Source organism: Pseudescherichia sp. (genome assembly GCF_031979925.1).
Taxonomy (GTDB): Bacteria; Pseudomonadota; Gammaproteobacteria; order Enterobacterales; family Enterobacteriaceae; genus Pseudescherichia.
Map to the genome: position 1 here is coordinate 440,154 of NZ_DALZFB010000001.1, position 16,239 is coordinate 456,392.

21 protein-coding genes and 2 pseudogenes are annotated in these 16,239 nt (G+C 53.7%); 10 read left to right on the forward strand and 13 right to left on the reverse strand.

What is annotated here, in order from left to right; genetic code table 11:
* Positions 1-4: 4 nt before the first annotated feature.
* Positions 5-1,322, reverse strand: a pseudogene (locus tag RTM13_RS02135) (MFS transporter).
* A 126-nt stretch (positions 1,323-1,448) separates the two neighbouring features.
* On the opposite strand from RTM13_RS02135, the gene RTM13_RS02140 reads away from it, so the two are divergent.
* Positions 1,449-2,357: a LysR family transcriptional regulator gene (locus RTM13_RS02140; protein ID WP_312209717.1), complete on the forward strand. Its 909-nt coding sequence runs from the start codon at positions 1,449-1,451 to the stop codon at positions 2,355-2,357.
* A gap of 12 nt (positions 2,358-2,369) precedes the next feature.
* Here the strand turns inward: RTM13_RS02140 and RTM13_RS02145 are convergent, their stop codons facing one another.
* A complete protein-coding gene (locus tag RTM13_RS02145) occupies positions 2,370-2,816 on the reverse strand; it encodes a hypothetical protein (RefSeq protein ID WP_312209718.1) in 447 nt (148 codons plus the stop codon).
* 90 nt (positions 2,817-2,906) lie between these two features.
* A complete protein-coding gene (locus tag RTM13_RS02150; RefSeq protein ID WP_312209719.1) occupies positions 2,907-3,185 on the reverse strand; it encodes a hypothetical protein in 279 nt (92 codons plus the stop codon).
* 198 nt (positions 3,186-3,383) lie between these two features.
* Here RTM13_RS02150 and RTM13_RS02155 point away from each other — a divergent pair, with 198 nt between their 5' ends.
* A complete protein-coding gene (locus tag RTM13_RS02155) occupies positions 3,384-3,617 on the forward strand; it encodes a hypothetical protein (RefSeq protein ID WP_312209720.1) in 234 nt (77 codons plus the stop codon).
* 112 nt (positions 3,618-3,729) lie between these two features.
* Here the strand turns inward: RTM13_RS02155 and RTM13_RS02160 are convergent, their stop codons facing one another.
* From RTM13_RS02160 to RTM13_RS02205, 10 genes and pseudogenes are all read right to left on the reverse strand, one after another.
* Positions 3,730-4,212: a glutathione peroxidase gene (locus tag RTM13_RS02160; protein ID WP_312210120.1), complete on the reverse strand. Its 483-nt coding sequence runs from the start codon at positions 4,210-4,212 to the stop codon at positions 3,730-3,732.
* Positions 4,213-4,388: 176 nt separating this feature from the next.
* Positions 4,389-5,663, reverse strand: a complete 1,275-nt coding sequence (locus tag RTM13_RS02165; RefSeq protein ID WP_312209721.1) for a site-specific integrase — start codon at positions 5,661-5,663, stop codon at positions 4,389-4,391.
* The gene (gene xisR / locus RTM13_RS02170) at positions 5,663-5,875 is read right to left on the reverse strand and encodes an excisionase family protein (protein WP_312209722.1); all 213 of its coding nucleotides are present in this window, start codon (positions 5,873-5,875) and stop codon (positions 5,663-5,665) included. Before xisR ends, RTM13_RS02165 begins: the two co-directional genes overlap by 1 nt.
* Before the next feature lie 64 nt (positions 5,876-5,939).
* Positions 5,940-6,182: a DUF4060 family protein gene (locus RTM13_RS02175; protein ID WP_312209724.1), complete on the reverse strand. Its 243-nt coding sequence runs from the start codon at positions 6,180-6,182 to the stop codon at positions 5,940-5,942.
* On the reverse strand, positions 6,179-6,355 hold the full coding sequence (locus RTM13_RS02180; RefSeq protein WP_312209725.1) for a hypothetical protein: 177 nt from the start codon (positions 6,353-6,355) through the stop codon (positions 6,179-6,181). The genes RTM13_RS02175 and RTM13_RS02180 overlap by 4 nt, the downstream gene beginning before the upstream one ends.
* Before the next feature lie 34 nt (positions 6,356-6,389).
* Positions 6,390-7,548, reverse strand: a pseudogene (locus tag RTM13_RS02185) (RecT family recombinase).
* Entirely contained in the window at positions 7,511-10,798 is a 3,288-nt protein-coding gene (locus RTM13_RS02190; protein WP_312209726.1) for a RecE family exodeoxyribonuclease, read from the reverse strand. Before RTM13_RS02190 ends, RTM13_RS02185 begins: the two are co-directional and overlap by 38 nt.
* A 138-nt stretch (positions 10,799-10,936) precedes the next feature.
* Positions 10,937-11,125: a DUF1482 family protein gene (locus tag RTM13_RS02195; protein WP_312209728.1), complete on the reverse strand. Its 189-nt coding sequence runs from the start codon at positions 11,123-11,125 to the stop codon at positions 10,937-10,939.
* The gene (locus RTM13_RS02200) at positions 11,125-11,325 is read right to left on the reverse strand and encodes a hypothetical protein (RefSeq protein WP_312210139.1); all 201 of its coding nucleotides are present in this window, start codon (positions 11,323-11,325) and stop codon (positions 11,125-11,127) included. The genes RTM13_RS02195 and RTM13_RS02200 overlap by 1 nt, the downstream gene beginning before the upstream one ends.
* A gap of 190 nt (positions 11,326-11,515) precedes the next feature.
* Complete coding sequence (locus RTM13_RS02205; protein ID WP_312209730.1) at positions 11,516-11,929, reverse strand: helix-turn-helix domain-containing protein; 414 nt, start codon at positions 11,927-11,929, stop codon at positions 11,516-11,518.
* Between the two features lie 120 nt (positions 11,930-12,049).
* Here RTM13_RS02205 and RTM13_RS02210 point away from each other — a divergent pair, with 120 nt between their 5' ends.
* From RTM13_RS02210 to RTM13_RS02245, 8 genes are all read left to right on the forward strand, one after another.
* Positions 12,050-12,271, forward strand: a complete 222-nt coding sequence (locus RTM13_RS02210) for a hypothetical protein (RefSeq protein WP_312209731.1) — start codon at positions 12,050-12,052, stop codon at positions 12,269-12,271.
* A gap of 11 nt (positions 12,272-12,282) precedes the next feature.
* Positions 12,283-12,825, forward strand: a complete 543-nt coding sequence (locus tag RTM13_RS02215; RefSeq protein WP_312209733.1) for a toxin YdaT domain-containing protein — start codon at positions 12,283-12,285, stop codon at positions 12,823-12,825.
* An 84-nt stretch (positions 12,826-12,909) separates the two neighbouring features.
* Positions 12,910-13,824: a replication protein gene (locus tag RTM13_RS02220; protein ID WP_312209735.1), complete on the forward strand. Its 915-nt coding sequence runs from the start codon at positions 12,910-12,912 to the stop codon at positions 13,822-13,824.
* A 2-nt stretch (positions 13,825-13,826) separates the two neighbouring features.
* Positions 13,827-14,579 (forward strand): ATP-binding protein, encoded by a 753-nt coding sequence (locus RTM13_RS02225; RefSeq protein ID WP_312209737.1) that lies wholly within the window; start codon positions 13,827-13,829, stop codon positions 14,577-14,579.
* An 18-nt stretch (positions 14,580-14,597) separates the two neighbouring features.
* Positions 14,598-15,293 carry a hypothetical protein gene (locus tag RTM13_RS02230; protein WP_312209740.1) on the forward strand — a complete coding sequence of 232 codons (696 nt, stop codon included), beginning with the start codon at positions 14,598-14,600 and terminating at the stop codon, positions 15,291-15,293.
* Positions 15,283-15,597: a hypothetical protein gene (locus tag RTM13_RS02235; protein ID WP_312209742.1), complete on the forward strand. Its 315-nt coding sequence runs from the start codon at positions 15,283-15,285 to the stop codon at positions 15,595-15,597. Before RTM13_RS02230 ends, RTM13_RS02235 begins: the two co-directional genes overlap by 11 nt.
* On the forward strand, positions 15,594-16,091 hold the full coding sequence (locus tag RTM13_RS02240) for a hypothetical protein (RefSeq protein ID WP_312209744.1): 498 nt from the start codon (positions 15,594-15,596) through the stop codon (positions 16,089-16,091). Before RTM13_RS02235 ends, RTM13_RS02240 begins: the two co-directional genes overlap by 4 nt.
* The gene (locus tag RTM13_RS02245; RefSeq protein WP_312210140.1) at positions 16,091-16,237 is read left to right on the forward strand and encodes a hypothetical protein; all 147 of its coding nucleotides are present in this window, start codon (positions 16,091-16,093) and stop codon (positions 16,235-16,237) included. Before RTM13_RS02240 ends, RTM13_RS02245 begins: the two co-directional genes overlap by 1 nt.
* The last annotated feature ends 2 nt before the right edge of the window (positions 16,238-16,239 follow it).

A 16,239-nucleotide genomic window follows, 5' to 3' on the forward strand; every position in this document is an offset into this window, starting at 1 on the left:
TCGATTAATGAGTATGAATATGCGGATGAGGAATTTCTGAGGCCTGGGGCTTTTTCGCTTTTCCAGCCAGAATCAGGACAATTAGCGCTGACAGGACCAACAGGCCTGCAACAAAATAGAGTCCCCCGGTATAGCTGCCGGTTTGCTGACGGATGACGCCGATCATCATCGGCCCGACAAATCCCCCGAGGTTACCAATAGAGTTGATGGTGGCGATGCCGGCTGCGGCTGCCGGGCCGCTCAGGAACAGCGTCGGCATACTCCAGAGCGGTGGTTTCGAGGCGCTGATGCCCACGGTAACCAGCGTCAAAGCGATAATCACGGTAAGCAGAGTGCTGACGCTACCGGCATAGATCAGTCCGGCTGCGGCCAGCAGGCAGGCGGCAATAACGTGCCAGCTGCGCTCGTTTGTCCGGTCTGAATGGCGGGCCCAGAGGATCATACCGAGAACGCCGACAACGGCCGGGCAGGCATTAAGGAAGCCAATCTCCAGGGATGAGGCACCAAAGCTATGAATAATTTGCGGCGCCCAGATACCCAGCGTGTAGAGACCGGCTGAGGTGCCAAAGTAGACCAGCGCCAGGGCCAGAACCCGTTTGTCCGCCAGCCCGCGCCAGGCGCTGCTGTGGCTCTGCCCAACGGCCCGGGCCTGCTCTTCAGCCTGCATCGTATTTTGCAGCCAGGTCCGCTCCTCCTCCGTCAGCCATTTCGCTTTGGCGGGACGGTCAGTGAGATAAAACAGGACGACGATGCCAAACAGCACGGCCGGGATCGCTTCCAGCATGAACATCCATTGCCAGCCGGCGTAACCCAACAGGCCGTTCATCTCCAGTAACATGGCGGAGATAGGCGATCCCAGGGCGGTGGAAAGGGGCGCTGCGGCCATAAAAATGGCGGTAACCTGGGCGCGTTTTGTTGCCGGGAACCAGTAGCTAAGGTAAAGAATGATGCCAGGGAAGAAACCGGCTTCGGCTACGCCGAGCAGGAAACGCAAAACGTAGAAACTGGTCGTGCCCTGCACGAAGGCCATACAGGCGGAGACCAGTCCCCAGGTAATCATCACCCGGGCGATCCAGATGCGGGCCCCGACCTTATGCAAGATTAAGTTTGATGGAACCTCGAAGAGAAAGTAGCCCAGAAAAAATATGCCTGCGCCCAGGCCGAATACCGTCGGCGAAAAGCCCAGATCCTCGTTCATCGTCAGGGCAGCAAAACCAATATTGACCCGGTCGAGAAACGCGATGAAATACAGCAGCATGATGAAGGGAATAATGCGCAGGGTAACCTTGCGCATAACCCTTTTTTTCGAGGTCGTTGTTCATAACAGAGTGCTCCACGGTTGTAGGGTTGTTATCATTTTGTAATGAACTCAGTATGCTTTTTTAACTGGCTTTATCATCGGCAAGGGTTTATATAAATAATTTGTATAATTCGCGTTTGGTGAAAAAATGGATATAAATCAACTGCGTTGCTTTGTGGTGTTAGGTGATGAGCTTCACTTTGGCCGCGCTGCCCGAAAGCTTGAAATGATGCCTGCGTCACTCAGCCGTTTTATCAAATTGCTGGAGGAGGATTTAGGTACACGTCTGCTGAATCGCTCTACTCGAAACGTTTACCTGACGCCGGAAGGTGCTGAATTCCTGACTGAAGCGAAGAGGGTGCTGAGCGAATTTGATGCACTGCGGCAGCGTTTTCTTAAAAGCAATGTTTCGCAGAAAAAGTCGCTGAGGATTGGGGCAATTGACAGCGCAGCCAGAGGGCTATTGCCGAATCTGCTTAATCTTTTTGTCAGGCAATTTCCCGAGGCGGATATTCATATTATCGAAGACAAGTCATCCAGCCTTATTCCGCGTCTGGCGTCCGGCTGGCTCGACCTGGTTTTTGTTCGTCCACCGGAGCAGGTTGATGTCATCCTGACCACCCGCTTTATCGCCTATGAAACCTGCGTGCTGGCCGTGCCTGCCCAGCATCGGCTGGTGGATTATGACAGGGTGAGCGTCGAAGATTTTCGCAATGAGCCGGTCATTGTCCCGGAGAGACGCACCCGACCGCACAGCCACGATCTGACGATGGATATCTTTAAATCCGGGGGCTGTTTGCCGGTTATCGCTCAGTATGCAGAGGAAAAACAGACCATCCTGAGCTTCGTCGCAGCAGGGTTGGGCGTCGCGCTGGTACCCGCATCGTATAAAAACATGAACGCTGACGGCGTAAAGTACCTTCCTCTTAAACCAATAGAAAATATCAAGGGTCTGCCGCTAAGCGTGATGTGGCATCAGGGAAATACCGGTGCTTATGTTAAAGCCATGCTGGATATTCTTGCTGAAAACAGCGAGGAGCTGACTCGTGGGTTATAAAGCTTTAGGGGCTTACATATTAAAAAAAGATAATTTTTTTACTTCTGCATCAGGGTTTTTTTGCGCTACCGTTGCCAAGAAGCCAGCAAAGTTCTGATTAAACAGGGTTAGATTATGATAGAATTGCAGTTGTCTCTTCTCACCATCGTTAAGATATATGACGGTCCACTTGCGTCTATTGTTTATTGTTGTATAGCCTGGTTTAACCGCAATTATTTTAGACAGTTCAACTTTATGAGTGGCGTTGTTTTTGATCTCATACAAAAAAGAGTCGTCATAATAGTATTCTGCCCTGGACGATCCGCCAAAATACGAAGGGTTGGATGATATTTTTTTCATTCCATTCTCTTCTGAAATGATCCGTTTTGGCTGGCGAAGAGTGCGGGTGAAAAGCTTTATAAGAATAAAAAGCGTAAGGATGGGCAGAATCATGAGTAGGACATTGATTGCTTCCTGCATATACTTTCTCCTTTGTTAGCTCAGGTTAATACTCACAGATGATTACAGCGCTGTCAACATTGACCAGGCAACTGCACACACGATGAGCAGTTACTTGAAATATTTATCCAGTGGATCGTGGTGCCTGTATTTCCTGAAGAAAAAGAGCCAGTAGACAAAGCCAAGGACCGCACCGAGTCCGGCAAAGTTCAAGAAAAGCGTTTTACGAAAGCTAAGGAGATCTGTAAAGGAGTATGCACCTTGCCATATATCAATAATGCTTCCGTTTATCACCAGATCCAGGAACAGAGCAAGAGCGGGTAGCGCAATGGCACAGGCCGCCATGAGATAGATAAGTGTCGCAATTTTAACCTTGGTACTGATGTGCATATTGAGCCTCCTTGCTTATCTCTTAAGCCGCTAATATCAAATCCAACATAAATTTTATAGCAAAGTAGAGATTTTGCTACTATACACTCCTTTTTATGATTAGTTTGACGTCCGGTTAATGAGTGACTGCAACACAGCAGTTAAAAGCCATAAAGTGCACGCTAAAGTGGACGTTGATCTCGCAGAGGCTAATAAAAAATGACGATTGTGTTCATCCCTGCGTTAGTTGTAGTGCTTGTCGCCAAAGAGAAAGAAGCGGGAAGGGAACTAACACGCGAAGAAGTTGAATCAATACGAGACTCCGCCACTGCGATTCGAGTGCCGATTGAGACCGCCAGGGATATGGTGAGAGAAAGAGGTTACCTTGATATCGACCCGGAGAATGTCTGGGAGGAGTGGCTGTTGCACAAAAAAATGACTGCCGATAATTGAAGCCAATATGCTGTTTAATGAGTGGCCCTCGAAGCACAAGCAAAGCGCATGGTGGCGCTAACGAGCTCATTGGTAGTTTTCAAAAAGTAGACCATTAAAATTACAGCAACACTTAGCGTTCAAGTGCGGCAAGGATTAAGCTTTCCATTTTCTCTGGCGTGGTAAACGGTGCAAAACGCTTGAGCGGTTTGCCATCACGTCCGATCAGGAATTTAGTGAAGTTCCACTTGATCCGTCCACCCAGCACGCCGGGCAATTCGTCTTTCAGGTAACGAAAGACCGGGTGGGTAGCGGCACCGTTAACCTCTACTTTCTCAAACATCGGGAAGCTTACACCGTAGTTGATGTGGCAGGTCTGCGCGATTTCATCAGGGCCGCCAGGTTCCTGAGAACCAAACTGGTTGCAGGGGAAACCCAACACCACGAGTCCCCTGGAGGCATACTTCTTGTAGAGCGCTTCAAGACCCGCATACTGCGGCGTAAAGCCACAATGGCTGGCGGTATTCACCACCAGCACCAGCTTACCCGCGTAGTCGGCCATCGAGATAGACTCGCCACGCAGACTGGTGGCAGTAAGTTGATGAAAGATGGTCATGACGAAATCCTCAGAGCAGAATAGTTTATACGTTAACATTGACCGCTATTGATTAACACACCATGTTGCTACCCACTCACACCTATTCAAACATAAATTTTACAGCAAGATAGAGATCCTGCTACTATACCCCCCTACAGTATAAGGTATTTCGCCTAACCGCCTGAATTAAAAGATTAATTATCCTTATTTGCCGTCTTTGGGGGCGTAATGGGGGTGACACCGTATTTATCGTTAAGCATGCTCACCTGATCCCCGCTGAACTCTTTAAGCCACGCCGAATATACCCTGTAAACCATCTGTGCGTCTTCATGGCCAAGCTGGCTTGCAATAAATGACGGGTTAGCACCGGCAGAAAGTGCCCAGCATGCGAAGGTGTGTCGCGTCTGGTATGGCGTTCTCCGGCGGATACCGGCTTTCTTTACTGCTGCATCCCACCGATCGCTGATCGAATCACAGGTAAAATACTTCCCTGGCTTTTGCTTCTTCAGGCCCGGCAGGAAAACGAATCTGTGCTGTTGCTCTTCGGAGCTGCCGTATTCTCTGAAATGCTGAACGATGGTCGTCTCCGCCAGCTCGCCCGTAATTGCATACTGCGCGCGTAACGCATCCAGTGCAGGGGCGAGCAGGGGCAGCACCCGATCTCCGGCCAGAGTTTTTGGCGGGACGAAGTTGCCCTGTTTTGTCAGGTTTCTTTTGACGTGGGCTGTGCCTGCCTCAAAGTCGATATCATCCCATGCCAGCGCCGCCAGTTCCCCGTGGCGCAGGCCCGTATTAATAGCGAACTGCCACAGGTTGCGGTCCTGGCCACTGTTTGACAGGATGAGCCTGGCATACTCCTCACGATAAAGTGGATCGGGCTTTGTGCGATCCTTATGCAGCTTAGGAATGTACTCAAACGGCTTATCGGTGATGAATTTACTGCGGTGCGCATACCGCAGGATCTGACAGGTCAACGATATATAATCGTTAACCGTGTTTACGCTCCGCCCGGTTTTCTGGCGCTTATTGCCGGGCGCATAGAACGTTTCGCCGCGCAGCAGCTCTTTCCGGTAATTCATCAGATCGCTGTGGGTGATATCAGCAATCAGGGTCATTTCTCCGATAATCCGGTTAATGGTTTTAAGCTGCGCTTTAACGCGGGCCATTGTGTTTTTTGAAATGTCTTCTTCTTTAGCATTGAGCCAGAGTTCGACCAGCTCACCCCAGGTATACGCTACGCGAGTGGATGAGAATTTCTGAAGAGCCCTGGAGTCGGGAAACCGCGCCGCATAATCAAACAGGCCAAGCTGGATTTCACTGACGATCACAGCGCGCAGATTACCGGCTTTCTTTATGTTCGAGGCATTAATGGCCCAGCCTTTAAGGACCTCCCGACAGCGGGAGCCACGGTAAAGAAAGGTGATACGGATTTTCCCGTTATGCAGTTCAACGCCCGTTGGGTATGACATTACGACTCCTGTACTAACTGGTTAATCCGCGGGTAGTTGTACCAGATAATGCCTCGCTGGGTTTCCATACCGGACAGGGAGACGCGCTTGAAATGAATGCCTTCAATCCATGCGCCCTGGCGGAACGCCTTAATCTGGCGCTCGCTGAGACCTGTTTTTTCGGTCAGTTTAGACGCCACAATCCACTCTTCATTAAAAATAACTTGTGCCATATGAAGTACCTGGCGATCAGCACGAGTATAACTATGCTGATCGCGCGTTGATGATATTTCGATATCAAGACATCCGGCCGGCCAGGCGGCGCAGCCGCCGTGCGCCGGTGATCGCCGTGGCCACATAGCTGGCGCTGCGGTTTTGGACTTCGACCTTTACCTTCATTCCGTCCACCAGCACCGTGTATTCGCTGCTGCTGGCCCGGCTGGCGTAATCGCCGAACCGTTCAACATGACGGGCCAGCGCCGCATCGCAAGCCCGGCGCGCCAACGGCGATTCTTTCTTGCTACGGTTAATCAGTCTCATTCGGCACACTCCGGATCAAACACATCCCAGCAATTCCGCTCGATATTCGCCAGCAGTCGGCGATCCTCTACTTCAACCAACGGGCGGCCGGTCAGCTCTGCGATTTGCTGGTTGTTGTGCGTCTGCAGTAGGCGCAGTTCCTCAACGCTCCAGCGGGTTTGTTTCTCGCTCATCTCGTTACCGGGAGGGTTGCCCCTCCCGCCTCCCTCAGGCCACGTATTCCGGCTTCATATCGTCCAGGGTAACGGCGAACTGGTCATACAGCTCGTCGCCAAGGTGGCGCTTCGCCGCCGCAAGTGCCTGCTCGGCTTTGGCGAACTGCTCAGCAGCATCTGGTTCGCCGGGCTGAGGCAGGGAGTTGATCGCCGCCTCCACCTTGTTACGGGCATCAACCAGGTAATAGCGCTTAACGGCTTTGTTTTTCAGTTCAGTGAACAGGGCGGATCCTAGCGTCGCTTTAGCGGTTTCGATGTCGGCACGCAGAGCTTTAGCACCATCCACGTCCTGAGCAGCTTCAATGCGATCCCGGAATTCATCCGCCATAGCATCGATGTTGGCGGAAGATTCCTGCGCACTGTGAGTAGTTACGCTGTCACCTTTGATATCAGCAAGGCTCACGCGCTGTGCTGGTGCAGGATTGATTTCACGCTCTGTGCGCTGCTCCAGCTCATCAGGCGTGTAAACGCCGAGGATCACATGTGGGCAGTAGAGCCGCGCCCAGTACTTCACCCCAAGATAAGCTATTTGCTGGTCTGGTTTTGAAACCCACAGAGGCGAATTGCGGGTAACCACCTGAGACAGGTAAAGAGGCTTGTCCCAGGTGATTTCACTTTCGCCACGAAGAATGGCTCCGACCTGAATGTACAGCCCAACTTCATCTTCATCAGTCCAGTCGCGAACGCGCTCGATGGAGGTGTATTTGCCATTCTTACCGGTTTTCTCGCGGCTAACTTCTTTAGTTCTGGTGCAACGTTCCCAGTCACCGCCGTAGCGATAATGGAATCGGCCATGAATGGCGCTTGAACTGGTAATTACGGCATTAACAAGCTGCGCTTCATAACCCAGCTGGCCATTGACCAGGTGAGTTTTTTGCGCCACCGCGTATGGGTTCATGCCCCACTGCATCGCCTGCATGACGATCGCCATGCAATCGGCGGGCTTTCCTGCCAGATGAGCCGGTACGGTAACCTGAGAGTCAGCCATCAGGTTGGCAAAGGCAGTAAGCTGGCTAAGCGCCTGCACGTTGAAAATAGCGTTGCTGGCAGAAATGGTGTTCGGTGCCTGCTGTTCTGCTGTGATGATGTTCGTATTTTCCATGGTCATTCCCCTTATGCCTGGTCGCGCAGCGCTTCAAGGCGGCGCAGATCGAAGTCGTCAAGTTCATCGGTGTAATCGTCGGTGATCGGAGCTGGCCACTCTCCAGTGTCGAAACCGGTAGCGATAGCACGCATGGTTTTACGGTATTCCAGCATGCCCAGCTCCAGCAGCTCGGTTGATGCCTCGATAATGGCGATCCAGTGGTAGTTCTCGTCTTTGTTGACGAAAATCCAGAAGAACTGATCCAGCGCTGCGGTTTCGCAGTACATGGCCGCGCTCAGGTGATAATCACGGATCCGGATTTCACGGCGGAGTCGGGCTTTCAGCGCATCTGCTTTCACATCCCACATGCTGATAGTTTTGAGGTCGGCACCGATGCGGACGCCGTCCAGCTCGATCTCGAGGTCAGGGCGCACGCGGATTTCCAGACCTGTCTCTTCGTCAATGCCGAAATAGCTGGTCTCTACAGCGCGGCTCGGGTGCGTCAGCAGCATGCCGGAGGTCGGGTGCGCCAGCAGCGCTTTCTGGATGGCCTGCGCGGTCGTCAGCTGCTGGCGGGTCACCAGCACCTTGCCTTCCGGGTTCTCGCGCCAGGCGTCCAGCAGCTCGTCGGCGAAAACGGCTTCCGGGCGTACTGCCTTGAGCGCCTGAATCATGTCGGCTTTGGTGCCGGACACTTTCAGCGGTGCGGGCTTCTGTGCCTCCTGGGCAATCAGGTCAGGATTGACGATCGCCAGCTGCTCGAGGAGCGCATCGCGGCTGCCGGTAGTTTTCACCGGCGCGGGCAGGGTGGCGTTGTACTCTTTGATGCATGCTTTCATCGCCGTGGCGGTAAAGTTTTTATCGTCACCAACAATCCGCTTAAATTCGGCAGGCAGGCCGACATAAGCGAGGCCAATTGCTTCTTTGTCACCGCCCAGCGGCAGCGGCGCGGGCAGCGTGGCGTTATACGCCTCCAGCAGCGCTTTGATATCGTCAGCGCTCAGCTGCGGCGGCAGACTTGCGTTGTACTCGTCGATGCAGGCGCGGATCGTCGCCGTGGTGGTGAGCGCACCTTCCGGGATCTCCGGCTCGATGCTGAACTCGGCGGCCAGTGTCTCCGGCTGCAGCGCCAGCGCATGCACCAGGTTGCCCATATCCAGGACTTTGGAACGTTCGCGAGCTATGGTCTTAGTGACGTGGCGGGCGTTGAAGTACATCAGGCTAACCCTGGCGTCTTTTACCATGGTGCTGCTGATGCCGTTCGCGGCGTGGTAAACGTCGTTCGGTAGCCCCTCATAACGGCCCGGCTCAAAATAGGCTGGCCACTGTTGCGCGGCAGCCTCTGGCTCGGGAATGTCCGCTTCTGGTTCGATTACTGGCGTTTCTGGTTCGGTTTGAGGTAATTCCGGCTCAGCCTGGTTCAGAGGTTCGATAATCTGGTCCAGATCGGCGGCAACGTTGCTCGCCAGTTCCGGAGCGGCAGCGGCGAGAATATCCGCCGGGCTTACGCTATTTGCTTGCGCAGCAGCTGCATCAGCGCCTTCGACCGCTGGTACCGCATCACCAGCTTCGACTTTGCTCGGGTCAGTCTCTTCCATCTGCACATCGTTGGTGGTCTCCACTTCCTGTTTTGCGACTTCATTTGAGGGGGTTTTGATGACCGGGTTTGCATTTTCACCCAGCAGGCCATCGATGGAGAACATGCCGCCGCCCAGGCTCTTAACTTCGGGCTGGGTCGTTTCACCGGCGGTGGTATTCTCTTCAGCTGGCGCAGCAGCAGGGGTGATCAGCAGCGATTCAACAGCCTGCCAGCGCGCTTCGCTGTCGTCGTTCCCTGTATCTGGGATAAACGCGACTTCTTTGCCGTTCTGCGCAATGTAGCTAATTAGCTTTGGAGTCTCGTTATGGATGCCTTCAGGCGCATTGCGGATCAGGACGAAAACAGCAGCACGTGAAAAGTCCAGAATGCCCGGCGTCTTGCGCAGCTGGGCACTCCACGAGCTCCAGGGCTCTTCTTTGTTGGCGATGATTTCTTTCGCACGGCGCAGCACGCCACCGGGGATCTCGTAGATGTTGTAATCCATCGGCAGCAGGGCAGCCGCGATTTCAATATCGAGAGTGTCGATCGTGTGTTTCAGATCCGGATTGCGATCAGTAGCATTACCGCCGCCAGCATTGGTACCAGTGTCAGTGCGCTGGATAGATGTCTTACCTGCTTTCTTAAGCCACTTGGCAGTGACACCATCACGGTCAATTTTTTTTCCCGGGGCAGTGATAGATGAATTGCTGTTATGTGCGTCGATCCACTCTTTAAAGAACGAGACAAGCTGGGCCAGTTGCGGTGCCTGGCCTTCGACTGGCCAGACAGACTGGACATCAGTAAACAGGTCCGCCAGGGTTTCAGGAAACACATGCTGTAGCTGGCGCAGATCATGATTACGGCAGGCCAGTAGCACGTTCTGCGGATAGGTTGCGTCCATGTCCAGGCTGATACGTGTGATCTCGGCTTTCTGTTCGGCACTCAGCTCGCTAAATAAGCCAAACAGCCAGATGCCCAGTACGCGCTGATCGTAGCTATAGTTCTGATGAGTGGTTATACCGGTGTCGGTGGCACCCGTTTCTCCCGCAGGGGCCTGCTGGGTTTCAATCCACGACTGCACGATATTAGCTCTTCCATCCTCAGAAGACGTCGCGTACACGCAGGCAAGCTGACTCACCAGATCTGCAGTCATGTTGTCGCGATAGTCTTCTGGCCATACCTGACGGATTGCACGAATGACCCCCGCCGTTACCCCTCCAGTAAGATTTACTACCGCCGGATCAGTTAGCGCTGCAACAACAATGCTTAAGGTTTCGCTGTTATCAGTCTGTACCGCTTCTATGACTTCGTTCAGTTGCTGACGGTCAATGTGCTGCTGGTCAAACATCCACGCGGCAGCAATCTGCTGAGGCAAGGAGAGCTCGCGGATAGATGTCCATCCGTCGTCCTGCCCGGAATCGTCCATGTTATCGGCATGCTCATCCTGAGTATTCACGCCCTGGATCGGGCTCCACGTGCGTCCATCGTCGCCGAGGGTATAGCGATCGCACCAGGTGTAATCCACGGTGCCTTCTTCCGGCAGGTCGTTAACCACCGGAAAATCGGTGCGGATCGGTTTTGCGTAATCTTTACCGCGGCCGGTTTCTTCAATGCCGGCTTCTTCCAGCGCAACATCGAGCTGGAGATTGGCGCGCGCTGCACTTTTCGCAGTGAACCAAATCACTGCATCCTTCTTGCCAGACTTCTGACTGGCTTTAAGCAGATGAAAAAATTCCATGTCGGATCCTCTTTTTTGGATGTAAGATCCCCGGGCCAGAGATAGCGCCCATTGGGTGAACTTTGGTTTTTAAGTTGTTTTCCGGTGTACTTTGGTCGGTGGCACCGGAGGGATAGCCCGCTTCGGCGGGTTTTTTCGTTACAGGGTCACGGCTGGTTGTTCGCCGTTACGGACAATGCGTTCCACTTCGAAACACTCGCCCGCAACATGCTGCTCAACAGCTGCCGCTTCACACTGGCGCTGGTCTTCATACACACCCAGCACCACATCCTGAAAATCGCCGTTGGTCATACCCACGGTCAGCACTAACGCAAATAACGTATTCATCAGTGCGTCCCCGCAGGTACCAGATGCGGTTGAATGCTGGGGGCGGCGAACGGCTGGCGGATATGACGCAGGTTGCCCTGCGGCTCGTGCCAGTACATGCCTTCAATATGATTAAACGAGACGAGCCAAGCTGCGCCGGTGCGGCTGTTGCGCATTGGAACTGCCTTCCCGCTGTTTGGTACTGCCTTGGTAGTTGCCATCTCATCCTCCCGGTCTTTCCCGGCGTCAGAACGTTTGTTTAACCTGACAACGCTGCGCTTGTTGTCGATGGAATGAAGACTACAACCAAAAGTTCGACATGTAAAGCGATAATGGAACCAATAGTTCTATTTGGGGGCGAAAAAAAGGACACCTCAAAGGGTGCCCTAGTGTTGAACTGGTTTGAAGGCGCTATTTCTTCAGGTCATTCATTATGTCAAAGACATCGTTCTTAAGCAGATCCATTTCTTTCACCACGCCTCTTGTATGAATGATCAATCTAAGCTTCTCGGCTTCTGGCAACTGATTGAACAGTGATAATAGCGTTTCTTCTCGCTCGTCGAGAACGCGAGGCACTGCGGGAAGCTCTTCACCATTATCGCCTTCACATCCCGGTTCCATAAAGAACCAATATTCAGGCCTTCCTGTAACTGCAGATAGTCTCTTAAGTCGCTCGCCACTTGCAGCTGCTGCGCCATTCGCCCATTTACGCACTGACGTATGGGAAAGCATTACGCGTCTGGCAAGGTCCGCCATGCTCCAGCCGTTTTCCTCCATCACTTGATGGATTCTTTTCGCAAATACAGGGTGAGGTGTTTTGTTCATATTTTTATTTTACAACCAATGGTTTTATAGTTCATCAGAACTATTGGTTTGATTTTTGTTGGAACCAAAAGTTTTAAGTGCTATTCTCCAAACACCTAAAACGAACAATCAGGGTAATCAATGGACAACCAACTCAAAGAGAAAATCAGCAGCCATATGACGCAAGTAGGTATTGGCGAATGTTTCGGCATTTCATCCCAAGCCGTGGGTAAGTGGTTACGGAAGGGAAAAATCCCGCATGGTCGAATCTTGCCACTGTGTCGGATCCTCAACTGGCGTGTAACGCCGCATGAAATCGATCCAGAAGCCTACCCAAATCCCACTGATGGTTTACCAAAGTAGGAGTACTGACTATGCAAACACTTACATATCAGCAGAGTAACCCGTTTTTGCAGGCAGCGATGATAAATCGCTCTCAAGCCACTGATGACTTGCCTAGCCACAGTGAAATTCGCGACGCCGTTCGCGCCTGGGCAGCGGCAGCGGGGCAGGATGCTGTAGCTGCTCATATCGTGGATCAGTGGCGCAGCTGCGGCGGGGAGGGTATCGAGTTTCCGGAAGATATCAGCCGCGCCCGGCAGAAACTTTTCCGCTGGCTCGATAATCGTTTCGATACCGACGACTGCCGGGATCGGATTCGCCAGCTGACCCCCGCCATTCTGGCCGTTCTGCCGCTTGAGCATCGCGGTTCGCTGGTGGGCGGTGACTGCAAGCTAACGCGCCTGGCGCATGCCGAGAAGGAGGTGGGCGAGGCAAAGCGCGCGGTGCTGCTGGATGCACCTAGGCATCAGAAACTGAAGGAGATGAGCGAGGGGATCGTGTCGATGTTCCGACTTGAGCCTGAGCTGGCTGGGCCGCTTATGGCGATGGTAACGACGATGTTGGGGGCAGTATGACGGGCCTAAAAATGGTGAAAGCCGCGCTGGTGGAACAGCAACGGCTTTCGGGTGCAAAAACTAGGGGTAATTGCGGAGAACAGTATGTCAAATACCGCTGAAATTTACAAATTTCCTGCGCCAGAACAGGCGCAACAGGAGAGCCGCATGGCTGATCTGGATAAGGGCTATTTGCGTTTAGCCAATCAGATCCAGGATGCCTTATGTATCGTCGAGTTATCGGGTCGTGAGTTCCGGGTGCTGAACGCTATTGTTCGTCTGACGTATGGCTGGTCGAAAAAATCAGACCGGATCGCCAACAGCCTTATCGCAGACAAAACGACGCTGAAGGTGAAGCATGTCTCTGAAGCCGTGCTGAGCCTCGCTTACCGGAACATCATTATCCTTCGCCGCATCGGACAAACCAGATACATCGGGATCAATACCCACCTGGATAAATGGGCCTATACCAAGCCGAATTGTACGAAGTGCCCGGTAGCTTTCCCGGCTGCTGAATCTGTCACGTGGGTTATCACCATCCCTGAAAACGGGGATAGCGTTTTTACCCCATCAGCCATCCCTGAAAACAGGGATAACCATCCCCAAAAACAGGGAAATGGATCCCCGAAAACAGGGAACACCAAAGACATTCTTCCAAAGACAAATATAAATACAGATCTAACCCCCTATAGTCCCCCAGGGGGGAAAGTGAAGTTTGATCCGCTCAGCATCCCGGTTCCTGAGTGGCTGAATGCGACCACCTGGAATGAGTGGGTCGTGTATCGCCGCCAGTCTGGTAAGCCTATCAAAACTGAGTTGACCGTCACCAAGGCTTTCAGCCTGCTGAAGCAGTGCCTGGACGAGGGGCACGATCCGGTGGACGTAATCAACGCCAGCATCGCTAACGGGTACCAGGGTTTGTTCAAACCAAAATTCAGCCTCAGTGGTCGCAAGACGGGCCGGGATGTGAATCAAGTTTCTGAGCCAGAAAAAACCATTCCAGACGGGTTCAGGGGGTAAGCGTGAAAAATATTATTGGCACTGGCAGCGCCCTTGAGCGCCTGAAAAAAATCATTCCGGCTAACGTACAGCCGAAATTTCGCAATGCCCAGGAGTGGCAGGCATGGCAGGAATCCGAGGGCCGTAAGCGCTCCGAGGAAATCGACAGGATGAACCAGCGTGCCCGCTCAGAGAAGATTTTTGGTCGAGCCGGCATCCAGGCCCTGCACCGCAGCTGCTCGTTTGCAAACTACGAAGTGTCATGCCCGGAGCAGCGTCAGGCGTACAGCCTGGCGAAAAGCTACGCCCAGAACTTTGGCGGCAGCGGGTTCGCTAGCTTCGTGTTCAGCGGCGCGCCGGGTACCGGAAAGAACCATCTTGCGGCAGCAATTGGCAACCACCTGCTGGCCGCTGGCCACTCCGTTCTGGTGGTGACCATACCTGACCTGATGCTACGGGTTCGCGAGTGCTATGACGATGGCCAGTCCGAAGCTTCGTTGCTTAACGACCTCTGCAACGTCGATCTCCTGATACTGGACGAAGTCGGTATTCAGCGTGGCTCCAGCGGCGAAAAGGTAATTATCAACCAGGTAATCGACCGCCGGCTTTCGTCCATGCGTCCGGTCGGCATCCTCACCAACCTGAATCACGGGGAACTCGTTACCACCCTGGGCGCACGCGTCATGGATCGCCTTCAGATGGACGGTGGCATCTGGGTCAATTTCGGCTGGGCGAGTTATCGCAAAAACGTATCGCATCTGCGTCCTGTTAAATAACCTTCGGAAGGCATACCTATGGAAACCGTAATCCAGGCACTGGAACAAATGGGCCGGGCTTCATACCGCGACGTGGCATCCCGGCTGGACATTGAGCCTGTGGAGGCTCTGAAAATGCTCCGCGAGCAGCGCGAGCAGGGCCTCTGTGACTTTGCCGATGGCGGCTGGTTCGTCGGAAAGCTGAAAGACCAGCAGCCAGTAGCCAGGCCAGCACCGGCAGCAAAACCGAAACCGTTACTGCAGGGCGAAGAACCTGAGCCGGTTGACCCGGCGCATATTCAGCAGCTGCTGGAGCAGAATGGTGCGATGACCACCGTTGCTCTCGCCGCGGCTGTCAGACGGAACGCACGCGGCATGACGTCGGTGATGGTCTCACTGGCGCGGCAGGGCATTGTTGCCAAGAACGGGCAGGGCAAAGGCGTGACGTGGTCACTGCCCGTGATGCTGGAGGAACCTGTTCCGGCACCTGAGGTACCGGCGGTACCGGATGCTGATAAACCCTTGGATCAGTTCGTCAGTGAGATCCCGGCGTTTACTGAACGACGCGCCACCGGACAGCAGATCCCGACAGTCAGTGCGATCTCCCGCGAAATTCGCCGTACCAGGAACAAGCTGGAGCAGCTGACCAGACTGCGCGATGCAGCACGTGTTATCAGCCGCCACAAAGACCTCGTTCAGCAGCTGGTGGATCAGGAGGCAAACGATGGCCAGTAAATCACTCTGGGCAATAGTTGGTTACCTCCGGGTAAACCAGACCGTCACACCGCGTCAGGTACAGGCACTGCTGGGGTGCGACTGCAAAAAAGCCCACAACATGCTGCTGCACCTGATCCGCAGGTCGGTAGTTATCCGCACAGGCGAGCCGCATCACCCGGTCTTTACGCTGCTGCCTGGCGGGGAGGCGAACATCAAGCGGCCAAAACCAGCAGCATCAGCAGCACCATCGGTGGCGGACGTTTGCCGCCAGAACTGGCAGGGCTACGAACTTCATAAAATTTTTGGGAGTGCACGGGCATGAGTGAATCACTGAACAACAAAGAGCTAATCGCGGTGGGCCATGAGTTTGCTAAGGCGCTGAGCAGCGACACGCCGATCATCGACATCGCCAAAATGATGTCTCGCCTGGCCGAACGGCTGGACTGCACCACGGCTGCGCTGCGTGAAACGGTCAAACAGCGTGATGCGCTGACGGCGGACAACGTGGCCCGCGCCGAGATCATCGGCCAGCTGGTCTGGCAGTACAGCGCCAGCGGCATTAAGCCAGTGGAAAAATCGCTGAACCCGGCCTCTGCGCTGCTGTTTGACGCACTGGAGGTATTGTGGCAGCCAGCGACTGAGGCAGCGGTTAACGAGCTAAAAGCGCAAGATAAACCAGAAGGATGGAAGCTTGTACCGCTTGAACCTACACCCGAAATGTTAGCCGAAATGTGCCTCGTTGAAGGGTGGACGGAACGAGCACTCAAAGCCAGATATCAGGCCATGCTTGCCGCTGCGCCGGGCGAGGAAGTGTGATGGATCCGCTCTTACAATACGCCACCAGCCGCATCATAGAGCTGGAGCGCCTGCTGTTAGTGGACGTGCCGGAAACTGTGTGGCCTGCCGAAGTTGGATTGGTTTACGCACAGGTTGAACGCGCCGGGGATCTCCCGGCGCGCTAGAA

What these genes read in the sequence shown, in the direction of transcription:
- RTM13_RS02140 (WP_312209717.1), top strand. Translation starts at nt 1,449, where the DNA reads ATGGATATAAATCAACTGCGTTGCTTTGTGGTGTTAGGTGATGAGCTT.
- RTM13_RS02145 (WP_312209718.1), bottom strand. Translation starts at nt 2,816, where the DNA reads ATGCAGGAAGCAATCAATGTCCTACTCATGATTCTGCCCATCCTTACG.
- RTM13_RS02150 (WP_312209719.1), bottom strand. Translation starts at nt 3,185, where the DNA reads ATGCACATCAGTACCAAGGTTAAAATTGCGACACTTATCTATCTCATG.
- RTM13_RS02155 (WP_312209720.1), top strand. Translation starts at nt 3,384, where the DNA reads ATGACGATTGTGTTCATCCCTGCGTTAGTTGTAGTGCTTGTCGCCAAA.
- RTM13_RS02160 (WP_312210120.1), bottom strand. Translation starts at nt 4,212, where the DNA reads ATGACCATCTTTCATCAACTTACTGCCACCAGTCTGCGTGGCGAGTCT.
- RTM13_RS02165 (WP_312209721.1), bottom strand. Translation starts at nt 5,663, where the DNA reads ATGTCATACCCAACGGGCGTTGAACTGCATAACGGGAAAATCCGTATC.
- xisR (WP_312209722.1), bottom strand. Translation starts at nt 5,875, where the DNA reads ATGGCACAAGTTATTTTTAATGAAGAGTGGATTGTGGCGTCTAAACTG.
- RTM13_RS02175 (WP_312209724.1), bottom strand. Translation starts at nt 6,182, where the DNA reads ATGAGACTGATTAACCGTAGCAAGAAAGAATCGCCGTTGGCGCGCCGG.
- RTM13_RS02180 (WP_312209725.1), bottom strand. Translation starts at nt 6,355, where the DNA reads ATGAGCGAGAAACAAACCCGCTGGAGCGTTGAGGAACTGCGCCTACTG.
- RTM13_RS02190 (WP_312209726.1), bottom strand. Translation starts at nt 10,798, where the DNA reads ATGGAATTTTTTCATCTGCTTAAAGCCAGTCAGAAGTCTGGCAAGAAG.
- RTM13_RS02195 (WP_312209728.1), bottom strand. Translation starts at nt 11,125, where the DNA reads ATGAATACGTTATTTGCGTTAGTGCTGACCGTGGGTATGACCAACGGC.
- RTM13_RS02200 (WP_312210139.1), bottom strand. Translation starts at nt 11,325, where the DNA reads ATGGCAACTACCAAGGCAGTACCAAACAGCGGGAAGGCAGTTCCAATG.
- RTM13_RS02205 (WP_312209730.1), bottom strand. Translation starts at nt 11,929, where the DNA reads ATGAACAAAACACCTCACCCTGTATTTGCGAAAAGAATCCATCAAGTG.
- RTM13_RS02210 (WP_312209731.1), top strand. Translation starts at nt 12,050, where the DNA reads ATGGACAACCAACTCAAAGAGAAAATCAGCAGCCATATGACGCAAGTA.
- RTM13_RS02215 (WP_312209733.1), top strand. Translation starts at nt 12,283, where the DNA reads ATGCAAACACTTACATATCAGCAGAGTAACCCGTTTTTGCAGGCAGCG.
- RTM13_RS02220 (WP_312209735.1), top strand. Translation starts at nt 12,910, where the DNA reads ATGTCAAATACCGCTGAAATTTACAAATTTCCTGCGCCAGAACAGGCG.
- RTM13_RS02230 (WP_312209740.1), top strand. Translation starts at nt 14,598, where the DNA reads ATGGAAACCGTAATCCAGGCACTGGAACAAATGGGCCGGGCTTCATAC.
- RTM13_RS02235 (WP_312209742.1), top strand. Translation starts at nt 15,283, where the DNA reads ATGGCCAGTAAATCACTCTGGGCAATAGTTGGTTACCTCCGGGTAAAC.
- RTM13_RS02240 (WP_312209744.1), top strand. Translation starts at nt 15,594, where the DNA reads ATGAGTGAATCACTGAACAACAAAGAGCTAATCGCGGTGGGCCATGAG.
- RTM13_RS02245 (WP_312210140.1), top strand. Translation starts at nt 16,091, where the DNA reads ATGGATCCGCTCTTACAATACGCCACCAGCCGCATCATAGAGCTGGAG.